Annotated in this window: 17 protein-coding genes and 1 pseudogene; 14 read left to right on the top strand and 4 right to left on the bottom strand. The window is 51.7% G+C overall.

Annotated elements, in window-relative coordinates; translation table 11 throughout:
- Together AC6RNO_RS20625 and AC6RNO_RS20630 are read left to right on the top strand one after the other, a co-directional pair.
- Positions 1–517 (top strand): annotated as a pseudogene (locus tag AC6RNO_RS20625) (hypothetical protein); the annotation flags it as partial.
- A gap of 323 nt (positions 518–840) precedes the next feature.
- Positions 841–1,329 (top strand): hypothetical protein, encoded by a 489-nt coding sequence (locus tag AC6RNO_RS20630; protein WP_497106578.1) that lies wholly within the window; start codon positions 841–843, stop codon positions 1,327–1,329.
- A gap of 120 nt (positions 1,330–1,449) precedes the next feature.
- On the opposite strand, the gene AC6RNO_RS20635 is transcribed toward AC6RNO_RS20630, so the two are convergent.
- Positions 1,450–3,399, bottom strand: a complete 1,950-nt coding sequence (locus tag AC6RNO_RS20635; protein WP_497106579.1) for an ATP-binding cassette domain-containing protein — start codon at positions 3,397–3,399, stop codon at positions 1,450–1,452.
- Between the two features lie 224 nt (positions 3,400–3,623).
- Here AC6RNO_RS20635 and AC6RNO_RS20640 point away from each other — a divergent pair, with 224 nt between their 5' ends.
- The 8 genes from AC6RNO_RS20640 (at position 3,624) to groL (ending at position 9,837) form a co-directional block, all read left to right on the top strand.
- Positions 3,624–4,250, top strand: a complete 627-nt coding sequence (locus AC6RNO_RS20640) for a 5-formyltetrahydrofolate cyclo-ligase (RefSeq protein WP_497106580.1) — start codon at positions 3,624–3,626, stop codon at positions 4,248–4,250.
- A gap of 9 nt (positions 4,251–4,259) precedes the next feature.
- Positions 4,260–4,757, top strand: coding sequence for a cyclic pyranopterin monophosphate synthase MoaC (gene moaC, locus AC6RNO_RS20645; RefSeq protein ID WP_497106581.1), 498 nt, complete (start codon positions 4,260–4,262; stop codon positions 4,755–4,757).
- A gap of 18 nt (positions 4,758–4,775) precedes the next feature.
- Positions 4,776–5,267 (top strand): molybdopterin adenylyltransferase, encoded by a 492-nt coding sequence (gene mog, locus AC6RNO_RS20650; RefSeq protein ID WP_474683921.1) that lies wholly within the window; start codon positions 4,776–4,778, stop codon positions 5,265–5,267.
- Between the two features lie 14 nt (positions 5,268–5,281).
- Positions 5,282–6,277, top strand: coding sequence for a DUF8806 domain-containing protein (locus AC6RNO_RS20655; protein ID WP_497106665.1), 996 nt, complete (start codon positions 5,282–5,284; stop codon positions 6,275–6,277).
- A gap of 35 nt (positions 6,278–6,312) precedes the next feature.
- The gene (locus AC6RNO_RS20660; protein WP_497106582.1) at positions 6,313–6,606 is read left to right on the top strand and encodes a twin-arginine translocase TatA/TatE family subunit; all 294 of its coding nucleotides are present in this window, start codon (positions 6,313–6,315) and stop codon (positions 6,604–6,606) included.
- Between the two features lie 68 nt (positions 6,607–6,674).
- A complete protein-coding gene (gene tatC / locus AC6RNO_RS20665; protein ID WP_474683923.1) occupies positions 6,675–7,433 on the top strand; it encodes a twin-arginine translocase subunit TatC in 759 nt (252 codons plus the stop codon).
- A gap of 321 nt (positions 7,434–7,754) precedes the next feature.
- The gene (gene groES, locus AC6RNO_RS20670) at positions 7,755–8,036 is read left to right on the top strand and encodes a co-chaperone GroES (RefSeq protein WP_474683924.1); all 282 of its coding nucleotides are present in this window, start codon (positions 7,755–7,757) and stop codon (positions 8,034–8,036) included.
- Between the two features lie 172 nt (positions 8,037–8,208).
- Positions 8,209–9,837 carry a chaperonin GroEL gene (groL, locus tag AC6RNO_RS20675; RefSeq protein WP_474683925.1) on the top strand — a complete coding sequence of 543 codons (1,629 nt, stop codon included), beginning with the start codon at positions 8,209–8,211 and terminating at the stop codon, positions 9,835–9,837.
- 123 nt (positions 9,838–9,960) lie between these two features.
- Here groL and AC6RNO_RS20680 read toward each other — a convergent pair whose 3' ends face one another.
- Positions 9,961–13,797 (bottom strand): AAA family ATPase, encoded by a 3,837-nt coding sequence (locus tag AC6RNO_RS20680; protein ID WP_497106583.1) that lies wholly within the window; start codon positions 13,795–13,797, stop codon positions 9,961–9,963.
- 214 nt (positions 13,798–14,011) lie between these two features.
- Between AC6RNO_RS20680 and AC6RNO_RS20685 the strand changes: the two genes are divergently transcribed.
- From AC6RNO_RS20685 to AC6RNO_RS20700, 4 genes are all read left to right on the top strand, one after another.
- A complete protein-coding gene (locus AC6RNO_RS20685; protein ID WP_497106584.1) occupies positions 14,012–14,650 on the top strand; it encodes a lysoplasmalogenase family protein in 639 nt (212 codons plus the stop codon).
- A gap of 742 nt (positions 14,651–15,392) precedes the next feature.
- Complete coding sequence (locus tag AC6RNO_RS20690; protein ID WP_488434299.1) at positions 15,393–17,000, top strand: SWIM zinc finger family protein; 1,608 nt, start codon at positions 15,393–15,395, stop codon at positions 16,998–17,000.
- Positions 16,997–19,921 carry an SNF2-related protein gene (locus tag AC6RNO_RS20695; RefSeq protein ID WP_497106585.1) on the top strand — a complete coding sequence of 975 codons (2,925 nt, stop codon included), beginning with the start codon at positions 16,997–16,999 and terminating at the stop codon, positions 19,919–19,921. Before AC6RNO_RS20690 ends, AC6RNO_RS20695 begins: the two co-directional genes overlap by 4 nt.
- A gap of 11 nt (positions 19,922–19,932) precedes the next feature.
- Entirely contained in the window at positions 19,933–20,130 is a 198-nt protein-coding gene (locus tag AC6RNO_RS20700) for a hypothetical protein (RefSeq protein ID WP_474683930.1), read from the top strand.
- Between the two features lie 111 nt (positions 20,131–20,241).
- Here AC6RNO_RS20700 and AC6RNO_RS20705 read toward each other — a convergent pair whose 3' ends face one another.
- Positions 20,242–20,637, bottom strand: a complete 396-nt coding sequence (locus AC6RNO_RS20705; protein WP_497106586.1) for a hypothetical protein — start codon at positions 20,635–20,637, stop codon at positions 20,242–20,244.
- Positions 20,638–20,839: 202 nt separating this feature from the next.
- Positions 20,840–23,356: an O-antigen ligase family protein gene (locus AC6RNO_RS20710; RefSeq protein WP_497106587.1), complete on the bottom strand. Its 2,517-nt coding sequence runs from the start codon at positions 23,354–23,356 to the stop codon at positions 20,840–20,842.
- Positions 23,357–23,526 lie beyond the last annotated feature (170 nt).

The following is a 23,526-nucleotide window of genomic DNA, read 5'->3' on the forward strand; positions in this document are numbered from 1 at the left end:
CCGCTGGCGCGAGCTGCGCCCCGGCAGGACGGCGGTCCTGCTGGCAGCGCTGCTCGCGCTGGGGTTTGCCGCGCTGTGGCTGCTCAACAGCGCCGATTCTCCCGCGGCCGCCGCGCGGGAGAGCCACGTCGGGCGCGCGTTCGACGCGCTGCGCGCAGGGCAATTCGATCGGCTCGGCGAGCTGATCGTGCGCAAGCTGCGGATGAACGTGCACCTGATCGGCGCATCCGCATGGAGCAAAGTGCTCATCACGAGCCTGTTCGTGATGGCGGTGCTGGTGCTGCGCCCCCGTGGGCGGCTTATGCTGTGGCAGCGCCAATACCCGTACTGGATGTACGGGTTCTCGGCCAATACGCTCGGAGCCGTAGCAGCTTTGCTGCTCAACGACTCCGGCATCGTGGCGGCGGCGACGATGATCGTCTACGTCGCGGTACCGATGCTCCTGCTGTGCTTGCAGGAGCTGGAGCTCCGCCCGCCCGACTCCGCCAGCGGGCCTGCCGAAAGACTCGCCGGCTAGAGCCGGCTCATCTCCTTGGCAGCGCGGAGAATTGCTGCAACAGCCCGCCATGCCGCCGGGCGCACCCATGCCGCCGTCGCCGGTTTATCATCCCTTTGCTGCTGGATACGCTTGCCTCGACTAAAAGCCTGCAAATTTCAGGCTGTTGAGAAAGTGATGCGTTAGAGGAACCGAAGGGGGCGCACCGCTCTCACGCAGGTTGCGGCGCTGCTCAGTGAGAGAGAGCATGAAGAGGCTGGACAGGGAGAAAACCTGCGAAAGTCAGGCGTGTTGAGAAAGCCGTAATACTCAGTTAGGGCTACGGGAAACAGTGAGGCCCTAATTTGAGGGATAGCCACTTTTTCCGGGCGCGCACCTCTCCTTGTGAGATCGCGGAACTGAACAAAATGGGCGGGAGACATCGTGATAGGGAAAAAACCTGCGAAAGTGCAGGTTTTTTCTCCGGAATTAGCGTATTTTGGCGAAAATCCTGCGAAAGTACAGGAATTTTCGCTAAAAGTGAACCTGAGCCCATGTCCCGGCTGAAAAGCCTGCACTTTTGCAGGAATTGTTCGTGGACAGCGATCAAGGACGCAAATTCATGTATTTTTGCAGGTTTTCTTCGTGCAGTCAAGCAAATTGTGGTTATCGCCTCTGACGCGGGGGTTTTACAAAAGCCTGCGAAAGTGCAGGCTGTTTCCGTGAATGCAGCCCGTCTGGAGGAAAAGCCTGCAATTGTGCAGGAAATTCCTGATCATACTGGGGCTAAGCCCCGAATTTTAGCGAAACAACTGCACATTTGCAGGAATTCCCGGAAACCAGCGCATCAGTGAGTAAAAAGCTGCACTTTTGCAGGCTTTCTGTTCAGGGGCCCGCAGGGGCGGCGATTTTTCGCCCGCCGGATGCCTGGGAGTCCGACCGAGGGAGTTACTTTTGTACATCGTACAGACTTACTAGACCAGCAGCGTCTCCCATTCTTCATAGCAGGCGGCGAGCTCGCTTTTTTTCAGCTCGGCCGCTGCCGTTTTCTCCTGCACGAGCACGTAATTGTTGTACACGTCCGGATCGGCCAGCTCGGCTTCGACCGCCGAGATTTCTTCTTCCAGCCGGGCGATGTCCTGCTCCAGCTGTTCAAGCCTGCGCTGGCGGTTGCGTTCTTCGCGCTTGGCCTGCTTGTCGGCTTCGTAGCTGCCGCCCGCGCCTGCACCTGAGCCCGAGGAGCTTCCTCCGGCGGCGGCGCTTTTCTTCTCGGCCTCTTTGGCCAGGCGCTTCGCTTCCATTTCGGCCAGCTCCGCCTTTTTTTCCATGTAGTCGTCGTAGTTGCCCAAATATGTGTGGATGCCGGCAGGGGTCATCTCCAGCATGCTTTCCGCCATTTTGTTCAGGAAATAGCGGTCATGGGAAATAAACAGCAGCGTTCCTTCGTAATCGATGAGGGCCGATTCCAGCACTTCCTTGCTGTACAGATCGAGATGGTTCGTCGGCTCGTCGAGAATGAGCACGTTCGCTTTTTGCAGCATCAGCTTGGCCAGCGCGACTCTTGCCTTCTCGCCGCCGCTCAGGGCGGACACTTTTTTGAACACGTCCTCACCGCTAAAAAGAAAGCTGCCGAGCACCGTGCGAATGCGCGCTTCCTCCAGATTCGGGTAGGCGTTCCAGACTTCGCCCAGCACCGAGTTGGCCGGATTCAGGCCGGTTTGCTCCTGGTCGTAATAGCCGATCGTCACATTCGCGCCCCATTTCAGGCCGCCCTGATCCTGCGCATGCTGTCCGATCAGCGTCTTGAGCAGCGTCGATTTGCCGATGCCGTTCGGCCCGATCAAAGCGGCGGTTTCCCCGCGGCGCAGGTGGAAGGAGATATTGTCCGCCAGCCGCTTTTTCCCGCCGTAGGAAAGCGCCAGGCCGTCAACCTGCAGCACCTCTTTGCCCGAGGTCTGCTCGATTTCAAAAGAAAACGAAGCCCGCTTCAAATCGCCCAGCGGCTTGTCGAGACGCTCCATTTTTTCGAGCGTTTTGCGGCGGCTTTGCGCTCTTTTGGTCGTGGAAGCCCTGACGATATTGCGCTGGACAAAATCCTCCAGCTTGGCGATTTCTTCCTGCTGCTTTTCGTATTGCTTCATTTGGATTTCGTAGTCGGCCGCCTTGATTTCAATGAAGCGCGAGTAGTTGCCTGTATACCGCCTGGAAGCGTGCCGCTCGATTTCATAAATGGAAGTGACAAGCGCGTCCAAAAAGAAACGGTCATGCGATACGACGAGAATCGCGCCCGGATATCCGCGCAAATAGCCTTCCAGCCACGTCAGCGTGGCGATGTCCAGATGGTTCGTCGGCTCGTCGAGCATCAGCAGATCGGGCTCTTCGAGCAGCATTTTGGCCAAGGCGAGCCGGGTTTTTTGCCCTCCGCTGAGCGTCGCCACTTTCGTCTCCGGCGGAAACTGCCCGAAGCCCATGCCGTGCAAAATACCGCGGATTTTCGCCTCGATCTCGTATCCGCCCTGCTCGCGGAACCACTCGGATTTTTGCGCGTAGCGGTTCATGGTAGCTTCGTATTTTTTCTCGTCGGCTGCGAGATCGGGGTCGGCCATGGACGCCTCCAGCTCGCGCAGCTCTTTTTCCGCATCCAGCAGTCCCGCGAAAACGCCGAGCAGCTCGTTCCATATCGATTTGTCCGTGTTCAAGCCGCTGTTTTGGCGCAAGTAGCCGATTTTGGTTTCCTTCGCCTTGAACAGTTCGCCGCTGTCGTAGGATATCTCGCCCGCGATGATTTGCAGCAGCGTCGATTTGCCCGCACCGTTGACTCCGACGAGGCCGATGCGCTCTTTATTTTCAATCTGCAGCGTTATATTGGAAAGCACGGAGCGTACGCCGTAACTTTTGGATAAGTTCGATACTTGCAATAACATCCTGCCTCTTGCCTCCTGCTTGAGTAATAATGCCGTCAATTTATTAGTATACACCATTTCTGCGGCGCGTCGTAAGCCGGATTTGCCCGGACACGGTTTCGGCCATGCGCTATTTTGCCTGCTGGAGGCGGTTTCGGCGGGCTTCGGGGTACGAGTGTAGTTTTTTTTCTTGTTTATGTTAAAATGAGGGAAACCACTCCTCTTTAGTGAAGGACTGAGCATCTATGAACATCCGAGAGCGGAAAATTGAACTGCGCAAGGCCGTTGAAGCGAAGCGCGCCTCCCTGACGCCCGAGGAGCGCAAAGAGAAGCAGCAACGCATCCATGAGCGCCTCGTCGCGCTGTGTGAGGACAAGCTGAAAGGGGCGGACGGCAATCAACCGGCTTCCCGCGTTCCGACGCTGCTTTCTTATATGCCGTTTCGTACTGAACCCGATATTGCTCCGCTTATGGCCTGGTGCTGGGACAACGGAATCCGCGTTTTGCTGCCGAGAGTGGCTGCCGATACGAAAACGATGAATCTGCATGTCGTACAAAGCCCGGATGATTTGGAAAAAGGCGCATACGGCATCAGGGAACCCCGCCCGCATTTGGCGGTAGAGCACGATTTGTCCGTCATCTCGATGATTTTGGTGCCGGGACTCGCTTTCGATACGGATTATGGCAGGCTTGGTTACGGCGGCGGCTACTACGACCGCTTCATGCAGTTGTTTGCCGCACGCGGGTTGAAACGGCCTTTGGCGGTTGCCGCCGCTTTCGATATTCAGCTGATTCCCCAGGTGCCTTCTTCCTGGCACGATTTTCGGGTGGACTGTCTTGTAACCGAAAGCAGACAAATGTTTAAATCATAAAAGATTGAGGTGAGTGCGCTGAGCGAATCTCCGGATTTGACCCATTTTAACGAGCAGGGACGGGCGCGGATGGTCGACGTTTCCGATAAAGCGGAGACAAAGCGAACTGCAACGGCGCGTTCCGCCATCATCATGAAGCCTGTGACGCTGGATTTGATCAAACAGGGCAAGCTGAAAAAAGGCGATGTGCTCGCCGTAGCCCAGGTAGCGGGCATTATGGCGGCGAAAAAAACGGCGGACTGGATTCCGATGTGCCATCCGATTCCGCTCACCGGCATTGACATCGTTTTTGGCGACAACGGTTTGAATGAATTATACATAGAAGCAACCGTGCGTACGACCGGCCAGACCGGAGTCGAGATGGAGGCGCTCACTGCCGTATCGGCGGCGGCGCTGACGGTCTATGACATGTGCAAAGCGGTGGAAAAGGACATGGTGATCGGCCCCACGATGTTGATCAGCAAAACGGGAGGCAAGAACGGGGACTTTCACCGCAGCGATCGATAAAGGGAGAGGTGACAGAGGATGAGCTGGAAGGTTGCGATTTTGACAGCCAGTGATCGCGGTTACCGGGGAGAGAGAGAAGACACAAGCGCACAGGTAATTCGCGAACTGGTCGAAGAAGAGATTCAGGGGGAAATCATCGAGTATCGGGTAGTGCCGGATGAAATGGATGAAATTATGGCTTCTTTGATTGAAATGACCGATTATTATCAGGCTGACCTCATTCTGACCACCGGAGGGACGGGGCTCGCTCCCCGGGATGTCACTCCGGAGGCGACCTTGAACGTAGTTGACCGCGTCGCGCCGGGATTCGCCGAGGCGATGCGGATGGTTTCGATGCAGCGGACGCCCAGGGCGATGCTTTCGCGGGCCGTCTCCGGCATTCGGGGGCGGACGCTCATTATTAATCTGCCGGGAAGCCCGAAGGGCGTGCAGGAAAATTTGATGGCGATTATCGATCAGCTGCCGCATGCACTCGGCATTTTGACCGGCAAAGAGGGTGATCACGGTTGAGCAAAGCGGATGGCATGCTTCGTGAAGTCAAAGTGGAAGATGCGGTCGGGATGATCCTGCCGCACGATTTGACGCAAATTTTGCCGGGCGAATTCAAAGGCCGCCTCTTTCGCAAAGGACATCAAATCAGCGAAGGGGACATTCCCGCGCTCCTGAGTATAGGCAAGGAGCACATCTATGCGATGGAGCTTGAGCCCGGCTATCTCCATGAGGATGAAGCCGCCCTGCGCATGGCGCGGGCGGTTCAGGGAGCGAACGTGACGCTGACGGAGCCGCACGAAGGCAAAGTGAACGTGAAGTCGGCGATTCACGGATTGGCGCGAATCGATCGCGCTTTTATCGATCGCGTGAACGCGATGGATCAGATCGTCATGTCGACGATTCGGACGAACACGGTCGTGCAGGCCGGCGCTTCGCTGCTCGGGACGCGCGTCATTCCGCTGATCGTCGAGGAAGCGAAGATCGAGGTAATCGAGCGGCTCGCTGCGGAGCGGCGGGCGGAAGGCGCGGCTTTGGTCGAGGTCAAGCCGTTTCGCCGGCTGCGCGTCGGCGTCATTACGACCGGCAGCGAGGTGTTCAAGGGCCGAATCGAAGATAAATTCGGCCCGGTTGTCAAAGCCAAGGTCGCCGCGCTCGGCTCCGAGGTCGTGGACCAACGCTTCGTCCCGGACGATAGCGAGGCGATTGTTCGCGAAATCCGCGCTTTCCAGGCGGAGGGCGCGGATTTGATCCTGGTCACGGGCGGCATGTCCGTGGACCCTGACGATCGTACCCCGGGCGCGATCAAGCAGGCCGGGGCCCGTGTGGTCAGCTACGGCACGCCGATGCTGCCGGGCTCGATGCTGATGATCGCCTATCTGGGCGATCTGCCGGTTATGGGACTGCCGGGTTGCGTGATGCACGACCCGTACACGTCCTTTGACGTGCTTCTGCCGCGCATCTGCGCCGGCGAAGAGATTGTGCGCCAAGACATCGCCGAGATGGGCTACGGCGGCTTTTACCAATGTTAGCGGACGTTAAGCATAATAGATGGAGATGAAGCGATATGTTTCAAAATATCGGATTTACCGAGCTGCTGCTGATTGCGATCGTCGGGCTGCTGCTGTTCGGTCCGCAAAAGCTGCCGGAACTTGGCAGGGCGATAGGGCGGACGATCAGCGAGTTCAAAAAAGGGACGCGCGACCTGATGAATGACGTAAAAACGGCGCCGGGGCAGGAAACGGCGGTTAAATCCGACGTTATTGAAGCCGTCGGCGGGCAGGCGCCGCAAGGGCCGCAAGCCGAGCCCGCGCGCAAAGAAGCGGACGCGCCGGGCCCGGCGCGGCGGCTGCCGGACTAAGCCGGGGTTGTCGGGGATTAAGTGAGCGGGCAGACCGTTCGCTTCACAAAGGTTAGGTTGGTGGACACATGACAACGAATGAAGAAATGTCGCTCGTCGAGCATTTGAGCGAGCTTCGCAAGCGAATCATCTGGGTTTTGGTCGTGCTGGTGCTCGGCATGGTGGTCGGACTTATTTGCGCCAGACCGATCATTCGCTTTCTCAAAAATATTCCCCCGGCCAGCGGCATCGGCTGGAACATCTTTTCGCCGTGGGATGCGCTGCGGTTATACATGAATTTTGGCCTGGCCGTAGGCATTCTGGTCACTTTGCCCGTCGCGCTTTATCATATCTGGGCTTTCGTGAAGCCCGGTTTGAGCGAAATCGAGCAGAAAGCTTCGATTATTTACATTCCTGCGGCGTTTCTGCTGTTTTTGGTGGGGATTGCCTTCGGCTATTTCGTCGTGTTTCCGATGGCTTTTTACTTTACGTCTTCCATCAGCAAAAGCCTGGAAATTACCGAGCTGTACGGGGCCGCACAGTATTTCTCTTTCATGTTCAACATCATCCTGCCGCTGGCGCTGCTGTTCGAGCTGCCGATTGTGGTGATGTTTTTGACCAAAATCCGCCTGCTGAACCCGAAACGGCTGCACAAATTCCGGCGCTACGCTTACATGGTGCTCGTTATTTTGGCCACCGTCATTACGCCTCCAGATGCGATTTCAGCGATTCTGGTTGCGGTGCCGCTTATCATTTTGTATGAGTTCAGCGTGTTTTTATCGGGAATTATTCATCGGAAGCAGCTCGCGAAGGATGCTGAGTGGGAAAAGGAATACGGCCCTAAATAACGACAGTCTGCGGTTTGCCGCAGGCTGTTTTTGGCGCTTAAGGGGGCTGGGCGGCAGGAACCCGCGGACTTTTTGCTGGGAACCGGGTTCTGCAGTAACTCCGCCCGCCGGAATCCTATGAATTTTCTCGCGGCGAAGAATATTTGCATCCGCTTTGGATAGAATGAGGGGGGTGCCCCAAGAAGTGAAAAATGTGTAAAAAGACTTGCAAAATGCTTCTGGAATGATTATCATAAGAATTGTTGTTAGCACTAAACACATTCGAGTGCTAATAAGCTTGAAACATATCCAATACCTATTTCTAAAGGAGGCTATTTTTCCATGATCAGACCGTTAGGTGATCGCGTAGTCATTGAAGCCATTGCGAAAGAGGAGACAACTGCCAGCGGCATCGTGCTGCCGGATTCAGCTAAAGAAAAACCGCAAGAAGGCAAAGTATTAGCTGTTGGCGCGGGTGCATTGAAAGACGGCGTGCGTGTTCCGCTTGAAGTTAAAGAAGGCGACCGCATTATTTTCTCCAAATACGCTGGAACTGAAGTGAAATACGAAGGCCGCGAACTGTTGATCTTGCGCGAAAGCGATATTCTCGCTGTTTTAGCCTAATTTAGCAGTCATAGAGCTGCAGCAGCGCCCTGCGCTGACGGCAGCGCCGGTTCGAGAGTATACTTAAGTTTTTACCGAAATCGCTACTTACTTCGTATATGGATCCGTTCCGTCACCGGCTTGGTGAGGACGGTTTCGAAATATTTATAAATACAAGGAGGCTTCCTATATCATGGCAAAGGAAATTAAGTTCAGTGAAGACGCACGCCGCGCGATGCTTCGCGGGGTTGATGCATTAGCGAATGCCGTAAAAGTAACCCTGGGTCCAAAAGGCCGCAATGTTGTTCTTGAGAAAAAATTCGGCAGCCCGCTGATCACGAATGATGGCGTAACGATCGCGAAAGAAATCGAGCTTGAAGATGCTTTCGAGAACATGGGCGCTCAACTCGTTAAAGAAGTAGCTACCAAAACAAACGATGTTGCCGGTGATGGTACGACTACAGCGACGGTTCTGGCTCAAGCGATCATTCGCGAAGGTCTGAAAAACGTAACTGCAGGCGCTAACCCGATGGTTATCCGCAAAGGTATCGACAAAGCGGTTAAAGCGGCTGTAGAAGAGCTGAAAGCTATCTCCAAATCGATCGAAGGCAAACAATCCATCGCGCAAGTTGCTTCCATTTCCGCAGCTGACGATGAAGTAGGCCAATTGATCGCAGAAGCTATGGAAAAAGTGGGCAACGACGGCGTCATCACCGTTGAAGAGTCCAAAGGCTTCGCTACCGAGCTTGAAGTTGTAGAAGGTATGCAATTCGACCGCGGCTACACTTCCCCTTACATGATTACCGATACGGATAAAATGGAAGCTGTCCTTGACAACCCATACATCCTGATCACCGACAAAAAAATCTCCAACATCCAGGAAATCCTGCCTGTGCTTGAAAAAGTGGTGCAATCCGGCAAACAATTGCTGATCATCGCTGAAGACGTTGAAGGCGAAGCACAAGCGACTCTGGTTGTGAACAAACTTCGCGGCACGTTCACTTGCGTAGCGGTTAAAGCTCCTGGCTTCGGCGACCGCCGCAAAGCTATGCTGGGCGACATCGCTGCATTGACCGGCGGCCAAGTGATCACGGAAGAGCTGGGATTGGATCTGAAATCCGCAACTCCTGATCAACTGGGCAGCGCGCGTCAAGTTCGCGTAACTAAAGAAAACACGATTATCGTGGACGGCGCTGGCGACAAAAAAGACATCGGCGCTCGCATCACGCAAATCCGTGCTCAACTGGAAGAAACGACTTCCGATTTCGATAAAGAAAAACTTCAAGAGCGTCTGGCTAAACTTGCCGGCGGCGTAGCCGTTATCAAAGTTGGCGCAGCGACTGAAACCGAGCTGAAAGAGCGCAAACTGCGCATCGAAGACGCTCTGAACGCAACTCGCGCAGCCGTTGAAGAGGGCATCGTTTCCGGTGGCGGTACAGCCCTCGTGAACGTGTTCAATGCTGTATCCAAGGTAGCAGCTTCCGGCGACGAGCAAACAGGCGTTAACATCATCCTGCGCGCTCTGGAAGAGCCTGTTCGCACGATCGCGGCTAACGCCGGTCAAGAAGGCTCCGTTATCGTTGAGCGCCTGAAAAACGAAAAAGTCGGCATCGGCTACAACGCAGCTACCGGCGAGTGGGTAAACATGTTCGAAGCAGGCATCGTCGACCCTGCCAAAGTAACGCGCTCCGCGCTGCAAAACGCAGCTTCCGTAGCGGCTATGTTCCTGACAACCGAGGCTGTCATCGCCGACAAGCCTGAAAAAGACAAACCGGCTATGCCAGACATGGGCGGCATGGGTGGAATGGGCGGCATGATGTAAGAAGGGCTTCGAGCCCTGATACATCAAGAGTTTCCGCCGAGCGGAAACGCCGTTTGATCAGCTTTAATAAAAAAGAGGCTTCTCACGAGTTCAAATCGAACTTTGTGAGAAGCCTCTTTTCGCCTACCCCAATATCTTTTTCTTCTTCGCTTCGGCGATGGCTTTCGTGCGGCGGTTCACATTTAATTTGCTGAAGATGTTGTGGATATGGACTTTAACCGTACCTGCCGTTACGCCGAGTTGAAAGGCGATTTCTTTATTTGTCATTCCCGACGCCATCAGGTTCAGCACTTCGAGCTCGCGGTCGGTCAAGGAGTCTATGGACTGCTCTTCAGACTTTTCGGCCTGCTGGATAGCCGAGACAGACGCATCGCCGAAGGAGTCGGAAAGCTTCCAAACGAAAAGAGCCTGCGATGCCAAAATGCGGAGCGTTTCGATGCGCTCATCCGTAAACAGACGGTGAACACGATTATCCTCCAAGTACAACACACCGGAAAATTGTTCCTGAGAAAAAAGCGGCAAACAACAAACCGTTTTGCAGCGATTCCGGGCTATATATGGATCGGACCGAAAAAGATCGTCCTGTGCGGCATCCATCAGCTGAACCGGTTTCTCAAGCCGGGAGGTGTACTGAATTAAGGATACCGGCACATCTTTGCTGTCAACCAATAGCTCCGCTTCCCATGCCGATTCCCCGTTTGCGTCGAATACCGTTTCCACCCGCAAATCCCCGTTTCTGCGAACGATCAGGCATCCCTTTTCCGTTTCGGAAGCTTCCATAATGATCGACATGAGCTGTTTCAGAATATCTTTCAAGTCCATGCCTTGCGACAAGGATGCGGAAGCTTTTACAATAGCGGCCAGGTCAATCTCTCCTGCGCCAGACGCAATTCCTTCCAATTTGTCCGTTTGCAGCGAGACAAAGCTTTCATCCGCGGCTTTTGCGGCAGCGGCCAACGCATTACCGCTTGGCGGTTCATCCAGCCACCCCGGATACTCAGTCCGCATTTTGCTCCGCTTGGACTCCGCGCCCCACAATCCATACGCCTCATAAGCCTCTTTCAAATATCCGACCGCAACTCTCTCTCTGCCCTTTTGCAGATGATATTTCGCCGCTTGTTCACAAGCCACTGCCTGATACTGGAGGTAATTGTGCTCGCGTGCAAAAAGGATGGAGCGATCGTAAAGCTCGATAATCTCCTTTTCCAAACCTTTGAACCGGGCGAGTTCCGCCTGGAGCAGCAAAAACTTATGCCTGAAGTTTTCCGGCGACATCCGGTCCCAAGCTTTGAACTGGCGATACCGCCGTTTCAATCTTTTTGAACACTCGGCTCTTTCGTCGACGGGAAGTTCGTCCCAGGCAGCTATAATAGATAGCGCTTCATACAAATGATGCTCCGGCAAATGAGGGGCATGGACAGAAAGGAGCTCATACGGATTGGCTTGTTCCGCAAAGCCGACCGCTTCCCGGTAGCGTCCGAACAAATAATAAATTTGTGCTTTGTAGGTGTATAGCTGATAGAGTGTTACGGCTCGGCTCTCGTCTTTCATCACGTCATCCAGGAAATTTGCTTCGCTTGCACGGCCGTCAGTGAGGTGGAACGCATCTCCATGGGGGGATTGCAGTTTTTTCGCCATATCCATGTACACTAATGCATTTTTAAAAACGAGATCCTCCTTGGTGTGCTCGATCACCTGCAAATTTTTGCGGTTGACTCTCAGCATATGATCCATAGAATCTCTGACATAAGACAAATTAATAAGACTTCCGACCGCATAACTGGCGTACACGTAATCGCCCGCTTCCAAACCAAGCTTTGCAGCTTGCTCCAGCTTGGCTTCATCATCCCGATCATATCGCACCCACGGGGAAATTACACCGTAAAACATCACATGCACCTTGCATCTCACAGAAGCAATGGCGGATTGATCGGCCAGATCAAGTGCGATTTTCCCCAATTGATACGCCATAGGGTACTGGTCGAGCACGGTGCCTAGCAACATGCCGAAAGAAGCATACAAGCTTGGCGCCACGGGGCAAGAACCGTACTTGTAAGCCAGCCGGATGAATTTCGAAGCAATGACGGCGAACACTTCCCGATTAGAAAAGAAGGTCGGCGCTACAAGCGAAACTAGCAGTTCCATCATGACTTTGATTTGAAGGTTGTCAATCTCCGGTAGCGAGAGGAGTTCGTTCATCCTTTTGTCCAACAGCCGCTTCGTTACAAGCATTTCTTTAATAATCACGAGCTTATGCGGCCGCTCTGATATGCGGATCCCGACTTCCCGAAGGGCTTGCAGCCCCAATTCGATAGCCTGCGAATATTTTCCCGTATTGCTGTACTGTCCGATTTTTAAAATATACACCTGGGCTCGCTCAGCCCACGTTCTTGCCCGCTTCAGCACATCGTTCAACCTGGCCTCAGCCCGCCCATAATGCGCACACAAATAATCGCACTCGGAACACTTTAAATAAAGCTGAAACGTGAATTCAAAATGGCCCGCCCAAAAATCGTTCGGAAGACATTCGATCCCAGTTTCGAAGTATTGCAGCGCTGTCGAGTAGGCGGAGGATTGCATCGCTCTCCTTCCCGCTTGCTCATTCAGCCGGGCTGTCAATTCCAGCTCCTCTGCGGACAGCAAATCCAACGCTTGATTAAAATGGTTCACGATATCGAACAAAGCTTGTTCTTTTTCGTTGGAATTGTCGAATTCAAGCAAAACCCGGCCTGCCGACAAATGAATTTCCATCCGCCGCCGACTGTTCAACAGCGAATAAACCGCCTGCTGAATCCGGTCGTGAGTAAATTGATACTGCCTGATAGCCTCAGGCTCTTCAAAAATGCTCAAAAGTCCTTCATTCACGGCGGACGATAAAATATGGACCAACCCATCCTCGTTGTTCCCACTAACGGCATGCAATACCCGGATGTTGAACTTGCCGCCCAGACAAGCACCAATCATCAGTAATTCTCTGGTTTGAAAAGGAATTTTGTTGATGCGCTCGACAAGATAGTCGAGTTGGCCGTCGATTTCCGGGAATTGGTTCAGAACTTGCATGTTCCATTCCCAACTACCGCTTAATGGGCTGGGACGAATGCATTGTTCGTCGTAAGCCGATTGCAGCAACTGTTTCAAATAAAGCGGATTGCCGACGGATTTTACATATAGCGTATGAGCGGCTTGAAAGCATTCGTCAGGGTCGCACTGCAGCGAATCCGACACCATGGTTTGAATATGCGAGAGCTCAAGCGGCTTCAACGAAAGCTGGCGAACTGAATATCCAGGATGTTCTCCCTGCAGCCATTCTTCGAGTAAATTCATGTTCGCGTTCCGTACTTGACTCCGGTATGCGGCAATGACGAGCAGATGCTGGCTTTCAGGGTCGACAATCAATGAATGCAGCAATCGAAGCGAAGCTTCATCCGCCCACTGCACATCGTCAAAAAATAAAACAAGCGGATGATCCCTGCCAGTGAAAACTTGCACGAACCGGCGGAACACCCATTCAAACCGATTCCGGGATTCCAAACTCGGAACATCCTCGCTGGGAGGAAACCGTCCGAGAAGCAATTCGGCTTCCGGAATGACGTCCGTTATTATGGAGCCGTTCGGCCCAACCGCCTCCTTTACCCGTTCAGTCCATTTTTGCAAATGGGGTTCAGGCTCGGTCAGCAGCTGTCTGATTATAATTTGAAAGCATTTTATAAAAGGCTCGTAAGGGCCGCCTGCATTGTATTGGTCGAATTTTCCGGAGGCAAAATAGCATCTGCCAATTACCTCGGGTTTGAAGGCATTCTGGACGAGAGCCGATTTACCGACACCGGGTTGACCGGATATCAGGACCAATTCCGTAGATCCGACAGAAGCCCACCGAAAAGCTTCCTGCAAAACGGCCAGATCGTCCTCTCTGCCATATAATTCATCCGATACCCGGAGAGTTCTGGAATGCTTTGACAAGGCTACACTTCCTTTGATGCACATGATGGATCCTAATAAAAAATTACAAAATAAAATTCGACAATATGTGTGAATTTCCTCTTGATTACGAGTAAATTTCCGGATCTATACCATTTGGTATATGTGAAATCGGTCGTTTTGAACTATACTGCTCGGGAAGAGCTGCCTGTAGGCGGAAAAAGCATTCAAAAATAACCATTTTGGAGGTGAAGATATGTTTCGAAAGCTTTTATTGGCGGCTGTTATTTGTTCGGGCATCGGTTACCTTTTTGCAATTGCAGACGGCAATATGACCGCACGCTGGATTTTAAAGCCGGGAACGATCATTCTCATAATTTTACTTGCTGCAACCTGTCGCGACGCTGCCAAGTCCTATAAGCGTTTCATCATTGCCGGATTATTCCTCTCCGCTATTGGCGACAGTTTTTTATTATTATCAGGCAATCAATGGTTCACGTTGGGAGTACTTGCTTTTCTCATCGCTCATCTTGTCTATACCGGCGCTTTCTTGACACGTTGGCGATTTTCTCTCCTGCGTGCGCTTTCTCTGATTCCGATTGCGATTTATTCCTTTTTTCTTTTGCGGGGACTTCATGCAGGCATGCTTACAGGCGGGAAAAGCGGATTATGGGGTCCCATTCTGCTATATGTCATCGTGATTTCCGTCATGATATGGAGCGCTGTCATGAGCAAAAGCCGGCTTGCCGCAACAGGCGGAGTGTTGTTTTTCCTGTCGGATTCGCTGCTTGCCTGGAATATGTTTGTCACGCCGGTTCAATGGGCCGCATACGAGGTGATGATCACCTACTATATAGCCCAATTTTTAATAGCTGCGAGTATTGAAAAGTCATAGAATTATTTGGGATGGGAGCGGGAATAAGACATGATGGAACGGATCATAAAAGCATGTTAAGCAGGCGGACGATTGCCGCGGTGATTGCGATGGAGATACCGTCGCTAGCGGTCCTGCCCGGGACGGCTAGTGCGGGGACAGTCGGCAATTTGTGGTATCGTGTGTACGTTGCAGGAGACGTTGCATCCATGTAATACTGCTTTAGTACCCTGAGCAGCGGATTGCCAAACGTGCAAACATCGCTTATGGTTTTTTCCCCCATGTAGGCAAGTGCACACGCCTTGTCTAGGGGATATTCGTATAGTAACGTATACCCAATAAAAGGAGATGACCTGATTCATGGCTTTTCAACCTCAAAGAAATGTTCAATGTCCGCCTGCCGACCCTATAATGACAGATCCGCAAAGAGTCGTTAGAGATTTTTATCATCCGCAGCGCGTTCAAGTCGTTCATCCGATCGAGGTCGTAAACAGACATTATTGTATTCCGGTTTACGAGCATGTATATACTTGTTCGGAGAGAGATGAGTTTTGTGGAGTTCATCCACACCACCACGCATTTAGAGAAGGATTTTAATTTCGGAAAAAAATACTGTAGGCCGGCAAGCAGCAGGGCGATGCGCTCCTCAAGGAGACAACGCTTGCTGCTTGCTGCTATTTTGAAAATGATGCCCCTTTATTTCAATCATAGATCAATTTCTGTATACTTAAGGGATAGACCAATCATTAGAGGGGCAGTACGGATGGAAGAAGCAGATACAGTTATCGTTAAAATAATCAACACGTACCGGTCTTATTTCAGCAGTACCATATTGAACAGGGGCTGGCACTACTACGAGAACCGGGCGGTCAGGCAGATGCAAATGGAAGGCCTCAAATTGGCAAAAGCCAAAGTAAGAGGCTCATTTTCATACACCGTAACCATCAATTTGGAATCTTTTCACAACAGCAGTTGCAGCTGTCCTTACGGCGGGTATTGCAAGCATATGGCAGCAGTGCTTTTTGAAATCTTCGATGAACTCGGCTATAATCCCAAGGATTTGCGGAAACCTGTGCAAAGGGACTTGTTTGGCGATCCGATCGTTAGTTCTTTCGAAACGCGGACAGCTCGTCCAAAAGCTCAGGAGATGAGCCAAGTCCCCACAACGCCCCGGGAGTCCGAATCAACGGTTAAGTGGCACCAATATTTCGAGAAACAATTCGAAGGCACTACCGCTTATAACGTTTATTATGTGGATGAATTATACAAAAAGGCGTTCAACAAGCTGTATCCGATTGCCGAGCATTGGAATACGACCATTCGGGGCATATACCGGATTCATGTGCAGCTTTTTCTGATGAAGCTGTGCGAAAGCAAGTATCAGCAATTGGCGAGAGGATATTACTCTTATCAGGAAATGAGCAATTATTCAAGTGCGATCTCCAAAGACTGTATGGAAAAACTGTACCAGGCTTTGGCCGACTTGAATTCTGAGGATGCGAGAGCCAAATATCCGCTTCACTTGGCGGAAACGTGCGACTTTTTGGCGGAGCATGCCTTGAAAGGTTATCGACAGGAGAAGATGGACATGACAGAAGCTTATCGGTTGCTGTGGTGGAATCTTCTGAACGAAGAGAGCCTAATGAGCAAGGAGCAGCAAAGATTGCGGCTTGTGGCGGCTGATTCGTCGCTACCGGCCGATACGAAGGATGCGGCCATCATGGCGCTTGCCCATTTTGAGGCGATTGCGGGACGGGATGAGGAAGCCTGGCGGCTATTCTCCGGGGAAGTGGAACGTTTTGAGCCGGCAGAAGTTTTCGGTTATTTCCATACATTTGTGCAAGTGGAGCAGTGGGACAGACTTGCGAACTGGCTCCAGGAACTGCTGCCGCTGCTCAAATCACCCAGTCGAGAGCAGCTGGTCTACTATTTCAATCTTTGGAAAGAGGCCGCCAAGCATCGGGAGCTGAAAACACAGGTCAGACAGGCTATGATTGCGTTGCTTCCGGGGAGCTACCCATGGTATTCGGCGCAGCTGCTGGGGGACAGGGAGTATCGGCAATGGGTGGATCTGTGCTTATTGATGGAATTGACCCCTTTCCAGTTGGGCACCGCTTACTTGAAGGAAATTGAAAAAGAAAATGTGCGTCTGCTGCTGCCGCTTTATCATCGTGCCGTGGAGCAGTTTGTACAGGAAAAAAGCAGGGATTCTTACAAGCTCGCTGTCAAGCTGCTCAAAAAACTGGCGCAGTTTTATAAAAAGCTGAAGGAGCCGCTGACATGGGAGCGGTACATCGGGCAGCTCAGCAAGGAGTATGTGCGCTACCGCGCTTTCCAGGAAGAACTGAGGAAAGGAAAGCTGATCTCATGATTGGTTTGGAACCGATATTTGTATCGTCGGAATGGTTGAGTTCAGGCAATCTCGTGCTTAAAGGCACTAACTTGAACTATCTTGTTGAGTCTGATTGGCTTAGAAGGCTGCTTTTCGCCTGGCATGAGCGATCCTTCTATGGGACGCGGGTTGAATCCACTGAAGCGGAGGATGGTACCCCCGGGCTTGACTTATCCCCTTTAACAGCTATGGATTATCTGGCTGCCCCTTCGCCTGCGCTGCTGCATAGTGAGCTTGAATGGAGCGGGGAACTGCAGTTCTTGAAGCGGGCGGCGGCAATCTATAAGGAGGCGCTTGGCCATGGCTGGTTCCGGCCTTCGTTCAGCCGTTGGCGGGCCGGAGAATTCGGCTGGGAGCTTGCGCTGCCGGAAGAACAGGAAGCCTCCTATCGGGAGCTGCTGCAGCAAGGCGAACGCTCGAATATCGCTATGCCGGATCGTTGGTTCGATGAAATCGTCCAGGAACTGCTGCGCGAGGAGCCTGAAATCGCTGCCGCGTGGAACGAAGTTGTAAGCGAGAACGAACTGCTGCGTCTGGGCCCGGCAGTAGATAGCGAAAGCGTGGGAGCTTTGACTTGGATGCAGGAAGAGGACTGGCTGGCGGCCATAGGCTGGAAGCAGGATGAAGCGCCTTTTCGCATCTGCTTGCATCTGTTGGAGCCCGGTGAATTGGAATTGGATGACGGCTGGCGATTGCAGCTTATTGTTCAGGATCGCCGCGATCTGGGGCAATTTGCTGAATTTGACGTAAGCGGGAAGCATTTGTCGGGACATATACCTGAAGCGTGGGGGGGCGCGATTGAGCAGCGCGTCAGCGAAGCTGCAGATAAATTTGTGAGGATTGCTCCCGGTTTGGCAAATAGCGGGCAATTGATGGAATATGTTACGGATGACGAAGCATGGACGTTTATGAACGAGACGAGCCTGAGCTTGCTGCAGGCCGGGGTTTCCGTGCTTTTGCCTTCGTGGTGGGAAGAACTGAAGCTGTTAAGACCGCAGTTGAAAGCGAAGCTGCAATCTTCTGTAGGTTCGTCGCGAAACTCCATGTTCGGCATGGATCAGCTTGTGCAATTCGATTGGCGGGTCGCGGTCGGGAAAGTAGATCTAACGGAAGAAGAGTTCCTGCTGATGGCTGAGCAGAAAAAGCGGCTCATGTACATTCGCGGCAATTGGGTGCAGCTCGACCCGTCATTTTTGGCAAAGATCATGGCTGCCATGAAACAAGTGGAAAAAAAGAAAGGACTTACGTTCCGCGATGTGCTGCAAATGCATCTGGCCGAAGGGGACGAGCCACCGTCAGGAGATGCCGCGCTTGACGCCGCGGAGGCGATGCCCATTAAGGTAGAGCTGAACAATAACTTGCGCAATCTGATGAAACAGCTGAATCAAACCCAAAGCATTCCTCTTATAGAGCAAGTGGAAGGATTAGAAGCGCATCTGCGGCATTATCAGCAGGAAGGGGTATCATGGCTCGCGTTCCTGCGCAAGATCGGTCTGGGAGGCTGTCTGGCCGACGATATGGGACTGGGCAAAACGATTCAATTCATCGCCTACCTGCTGCATGTGCGAGGAGAAGAGGCTAAAGCTATAGGACTCACGCTTGCGCCCTCACTGCTCATCTGTCCGACCTCCGTACTGGGCAACTGGCAAAAGGAATTGGAAAGGTTCGCTCCTTCCCTGCGAATTCATCTGCATTACGGCTCGCAACGCGCCAGAGGCGAGCAATTTGCAGAGGCTGTCCGGGACGCCGATCTTGTGTTGACATCGTACAATCTCTCACACCTGGACGAGGAAGAACTGTCGTCTCTTGAGTGGAACGCTCTCTGTCTGGACGAGGCGCAAAACATCAAGAACGCCTATACCAAGCAAGCCTCGGCGATCCGCCGCTTGAATGCAAGACAGCGCATCGCCCTGACGGGAACGCCGATTGAGAACCGGTTGACCGAGCTGTGGTCCATATTTGATTTTATAAACCCTGGATACTTGGGCAGTTTGGGGCAGTTCAATCACAAATACGTTAATCCGATTGAAAAAAACGGAGACGCCGCGCTGACCGCCCAAGTACAGCGGCTTATTCGCCCCTTTTTGCTGCGCAGGTTAAAAAAGGATCCGGCTATTCAGCTTGATTTGCCGGACAAATACGAGTCCAAAACCTACGTATCTCTAACTCCGGAACAGGGGGCTCTGTACGAAAACATCGTCCGAAACATGCTGGACAACATCGATACGTTAACCGGGATGGAGAAAAAAGGCCTGATTCTGGCTTCGCTTGTCAAACTGAAGCAAGTTTGCAATCACCCGTCCTTATTCCTCAAAGAAACGGGCGCTGTGCCCTCATTAGACCGCTCGCACAAGGTGGAGCGCTTGCTCGAAATGATTGACGAGCTTCGGGCGGAGGGCGAAAACTGCCTGATATTCACCCAATTCGTAGAGATGGGCAACATTTTGCAAGCCGTCATCGAAAGGGAACGCCAAGAGCCCGTCCAATTTTTACACGGCGGACTCAGCAAGCTCAAGCGCGATCAGATGATCGCTCGCTTTCAGGATCGTTCGCTGACGCCAAGCGAGCAATGCGGCATCTTTGTCCTCTCGCTGAAAGCGGGGGGCACCGGTCTGAATCTGACCGCGGCGAACCATGTGTTTCACTTCGACCGCTGGTGGAACCCTGCCGTCGAAAATCAGGCCACCGATCGCGCCTTCCGCATCGGCCAGACCCGCGACGTTCAGGTGCACAAATTTGTCACCTTAGGCACGTTGGAAGAGCGCATCGACGAAATGATCGAGCGTAAGCAGGGCTTGAGCCAGCAGATCGTAGGAAGCGGCGAAAACTGGATCACCGAAATGTCGACAGGCGAACTGCGAGAATTGTTCGCCCTGCGAAAAGAATGGATCGAGAAGTGAGGCCGATGAAGATGAGCGAGAAAAGAAGAGGCCGCCCGCCCGCCGAAACTGCCGATACCGGCGGGACCGGCGAAGCGGATAGCTTGCCGGCAAAGCCGCGGAGAAGCAAAAAAGCCGCTAAAGAGGCGGCAGTACAGACGGAAGAGCTGCAGGGCATGTCGGCTGCCTGGAGGCGGTTTTACGAGGCTGTGAATAGGTCTGTAAAGTAAGAACACAGTAGTCTTGCCGAAGAGCAGAAATATAAATGCAAAAACAAGCCCTTTGACGGTGTTTAACCATCGAATGGCTTGTTTTTTTGGATTCCCGCGCTCGCTTCGGGATTAACGATTTTTTAGCTTTTCAATCTCTGTTTTAAGTTTCAATTGCTCACGATTCAGTATGTCGATGTTGTATTCATGCGTGTTCAAATCCGACGCCACTCTGCGCTCAAAAGCTTCCTTGTCCTTCTCGATATTTCTTAAAATCTCGGCGCTTTCAAGCACAGCCCGGCGAATAAGCGGAATGTCCGAAGTATCCGCTTTAATGGAACGCAGTTCTTCGCTCATCGAGCGCTGCTCTTTTTGTATGGAGCTCATTTCACTCTGCATGAGGCTCAAATCATTCCTCATTGAACCGATCTCACTTCTCACTCCGCGCTGCTCGTCCCGAACGGTACGCAGCTCATCCTCTACAGATTGCAGCTTCTCCAATATTTGATTCAAAATATTCTCACTCATACTCTACCTCCCTTTCCACGAGAAAATAACCGTCCCGGGCTGCCCACGAATCGGCGATTCGAAAGTCCTCCGCTAAAATATACTCCTACGATTATACCACAGATCTTGGTCAGGAGCAGTTCAAACACTACCTATCGAATCAACCTGAAACGGCAAACAGCCGTCACCCAGGGTGGGGACGGCTGCTTTTCAAAGGCTGTACTTATTTCAATTCAAAATTCGTCGCCTTAATGGACTCGATCACTTGCTTCTCATTCGCGTCCTTGGCGATCAGCTTATCGTAAAGAGCTTGATCGTTCGAGCCTTGTTTTTGCAGCGCGGCGAGATACCAGCGGGCGGCAAGCCTATTTATTTGATCATCGAGCTGATCGCTCAGGTATGGCTTGATTGCATTAGCCGCTGCCGCATAATCTCCGCGCATATAATACACTTGCCCGACATTCAGAGCCATGCTCGGAGTGACGGCGAATTCGCGGCCCTGCAGCTGCCCTGTAGGCAAATTCTTCAACGATTCGACGCGATCGACCACGGTTTTATAAGTTGCAAGCACTTCGTCCCACAATTTGTTTGTTTCCTGGAAATCTTTGCTTTCCCGCTTCTGATTCGCTATCTCAACATCTAAAGCAGTAATTTTCTCATAGAGATCAATATACCAAGGGTAGTTGGCAATCTCAGTTCTGGCTACATCCAGAGCTTCCTGAAGCTTGCCCTTAGTTTGGTACATATAAATTTGCTGAAAAGGAACCATGCGGTTGTGCGGCTCTTTCTTTTTCAAATCATCAAGCAAGCTCTGCGCCTGATTAAAAAATTCGTCGGCTTTGGCTTGATCCTGGGCTTTCATTTGGTTATACACCTGCAGCGTAATCCCGATCCGGCTAATATAGCCGCTCAAAATATAGTCAGGATGCCCGGGGTGCAGGCTGATCGCTTTATCCAACGGCGCTACGATATCGTTAAAATTGTTGTTGTTCTTGATAACATCCATTGCTTTTAAATAAGAACTGTTTGCCGAAAGCAGCTGCGCAGAGATGTAGAACATGACGATGGACAACACCGTCAAAAGCGCGGGAAATGCTTTTTTCAATGCTACAGACTCCGACTTGATCCGGATAGGCGCCCCAGCGCTGCCGGCAAGCATAGCCCCGAGAGCCAGAAACAAAATTCCCCCCAAATAGACATAACTCAAATCAAAGTCAATCATACTGTGAATCAACAACGAGATTGCAATAATGAAAAAGATGAAGTGCAGATCCTTGTTCTCTTCAGAGCTTTTTATATAACTTCGAATATAGAAAAATAGCACAGCAGCAACAAACGCGATAAACGCCAAAAACCCAAGAGCACCGGCTTCTACCAAATATTGCAAGGCAAAGTTATGCGCCTGTCGGCTCGTATAAGGGTTGTTCTGATACTTTTCATAAAGGGAAGCCCACGCTCCGCCGCCGGCCCCGATAATCGGGTAATCCTTCCACAGCTTTACGGCATCTTTGTAGAAAGTGCCGCGCTCCAAAACCGAGTGCTGTTGAAAGTTGATATTTTCCAGGCGCGTCTTCACGTTATCCGGCAGCACATTTTTCAAACCGGTATCTCCGAACAAAAGCACAGCCCCGAGAATGCCGACTACAATCGCCGCAACCGGCAAAATAAAATTAACGAATTTCTTTTGAGCCAAACGCTCAGAAACGCGATTCAACCATGGCGCCAAAAAGAGCTGGATAGCGATAGCAAGAGCCGCATAAATGACGGAGGCCAGCAGCAAAATCGACCATCCGCTCCATGATAGCGATGCAGTCGGCTTCGTTTGCAGCTCTGTTCCGATCGTCGTGATCTTTTGCAAAATCACCAGAGAAGCCGCGAAGCCCAACACAAGATGGATCAGGGCCAAAATTTGCCTGCTGAACGACAAGAAGAACATCATGACTAAGAAAATAACCGGCAGCACCACCAAAGCGCCGCGGGACAAAGTCAGCCAAAAAGATACAATCATGGGAACCATCAATAAAGCGTGAGGCAAAATCCCATACCATTTACGAGACTTTAAAATATAGAAAATTGCGCCAAGAATAAAAGCAATCAGAAAAGCCGCATAAGTATTTGCATACTGGAAAACAGAGGTAAGACGCAGACCGTTCGAATCCGTCATCACCGCATCTTTATAGACCAAAGGAGCGTTTGACTGCATCAGCGCAAACCATCCGACCAAATGACCGGCAAAATTTCCGTTGCCCAGCCAGTACAAAAGTCCGAAAATAACGATGACATAACTGGAAACCATGAAGATCGTCGAAGTAATGGTTGTGCCAAGCTTGTTTTTTGTCAAAAAAACGCCTAAGATGAAGAAGGTGGCATACAGCATCTGGATGTAGACCATGTTCGTTGCCAAGTAATGCGACGCAGCATTCGACAAAGAGATCACATACGTAAGCGGCATTAGCAGGACGAGAATGGTTAATACATCTTTTTGATCATTGAGCTTGTACACAAAAAAAGCATAGATCGCAACCAAGAGCAAAATGATAGAAGACCAGACAGAAGCCGAATAAATCGATCTTTCAAAATCGTAGGTCCCGCCGTTAAAAAGCCCTCGCTGAAATGGCGCCCAGAACAAAAACAGGCCCACAAAGACGGTTAAAAGCCAAAAAATAATCGAGCTCTTCTCTGCCGTCGTCCCGTTGGCCTTCGCTCTCGCAGCCGCGTACGTATTCTTGCTTGCACTCATGAGAAAACAGTCTCCTTCTTCGCTAAAGTTCGAGTTTTATTTTAGCATACTGGGAGAGGCTTTCCAAATTATAATATGTGGGGTAAATGAAGTAGTGTAGCATTTATATTAAATTAATTAATAATAGACATGGATCGACATTATTGGTAATATTTTTGGCGGTGAGTAAA

The organism is Paenibacillus sp. sgz302190 (genome assembly GCF_059820445.1).

Coding starts and splice junctions, on each gene's coding strand:
- AC6RNO_RS20660 (WP_497106582.1), top strand. CDS start 6,313: ATGTTTCAAAATATCGGATTTACCGAGCTGCTGCTGATTGCGATCGTC.
- AC6RNO_RS20700 (WP_474683930.1), top strand. CDS start 19,933: ATGAGCGAGAAAAGAAGAGGCCGCCCGCCCGCCGAAACTGCCGATACC.
- groES (WP_474683924.1), top strand. CDS start 7,755: ATGATCAGACCGTTAGGTGATCGCGTAGTCATTGAAGCCATTGCGAAA.
- AC6RNO_RS20710 (WP_497106587.1), bottom strand. CDS start 23,356: ATGAGTGCAAGCAAGAATACGTACGCGGCTGCGAGAGCGAAGGCCAAC.
- AC6RNO_RS20685 (WP_497106584.1), top strand. CDS start 14,012: ATGTTTCGAAAGCTTTTATTGGCGGCTGTTATTTGTTCGGGCATCGGT.
- mog (WP_474683921.1), top strand. CDS start 4,776: ATGAGCTGGAAGGTTGCGATTTTGACAGCCAGTGATCGCGGTTACCGG.
- AC6RNO_RS20635 (WP_497106579.1), bottom strand. CDS start 3,399: ATGTTATTGCAAGTATCGAACTTATCCAAAAGTTACGGCGTACGCTCC.
- AC6RNO_RS20640 (WP_497106580.1), top strand. CDS start 3,624: ATGAACATCCGAGAGCGGAAAATTGAACTGCGCAAGGCCGTTGAAGCG.
- AC6RNO_RS20695 (WP_497106585.1), top strand. CDS start 16,997: ATGATTGGTTTGGAACCGATATTTGTATCGTCGGAATGGTTGAGTTCA.
- AC6RNO_RS20705 (WP_497106586.1), bottom strand. CDS start 20,637: ATGAGTGAGAATATTTTGAATCAAATATTGGAGAAGCTGCAATCTGTA.
- AC6RNO_RS20690 (WP_488434299.1), top strand. CDS start 15,393: ATGGAAGAAGCAGATACAGTTATCGTTAAAATAATCAACACGTACCGG.
- groL (WP_474683925.1), top strand. CDS start 8,209: ATGGCAAAGGAAATTAAGTTCAGTGAAGACGCACGCCGCGCGATGCTT.
- tatC (WP_474683923.1), top strand. CDS start 6,675: ATGACAACGAATGAAGAAATGTCGCTCGTCGAGCATTTGAGCGAGCTT.
- AC6RNO_RS20655 (WP_497106665.1), top strand. CDS start 5,282: ATGCTTCGTGAAGTCAAAGTGGAAGATGCGGTCGGGATGATCCTGCCG.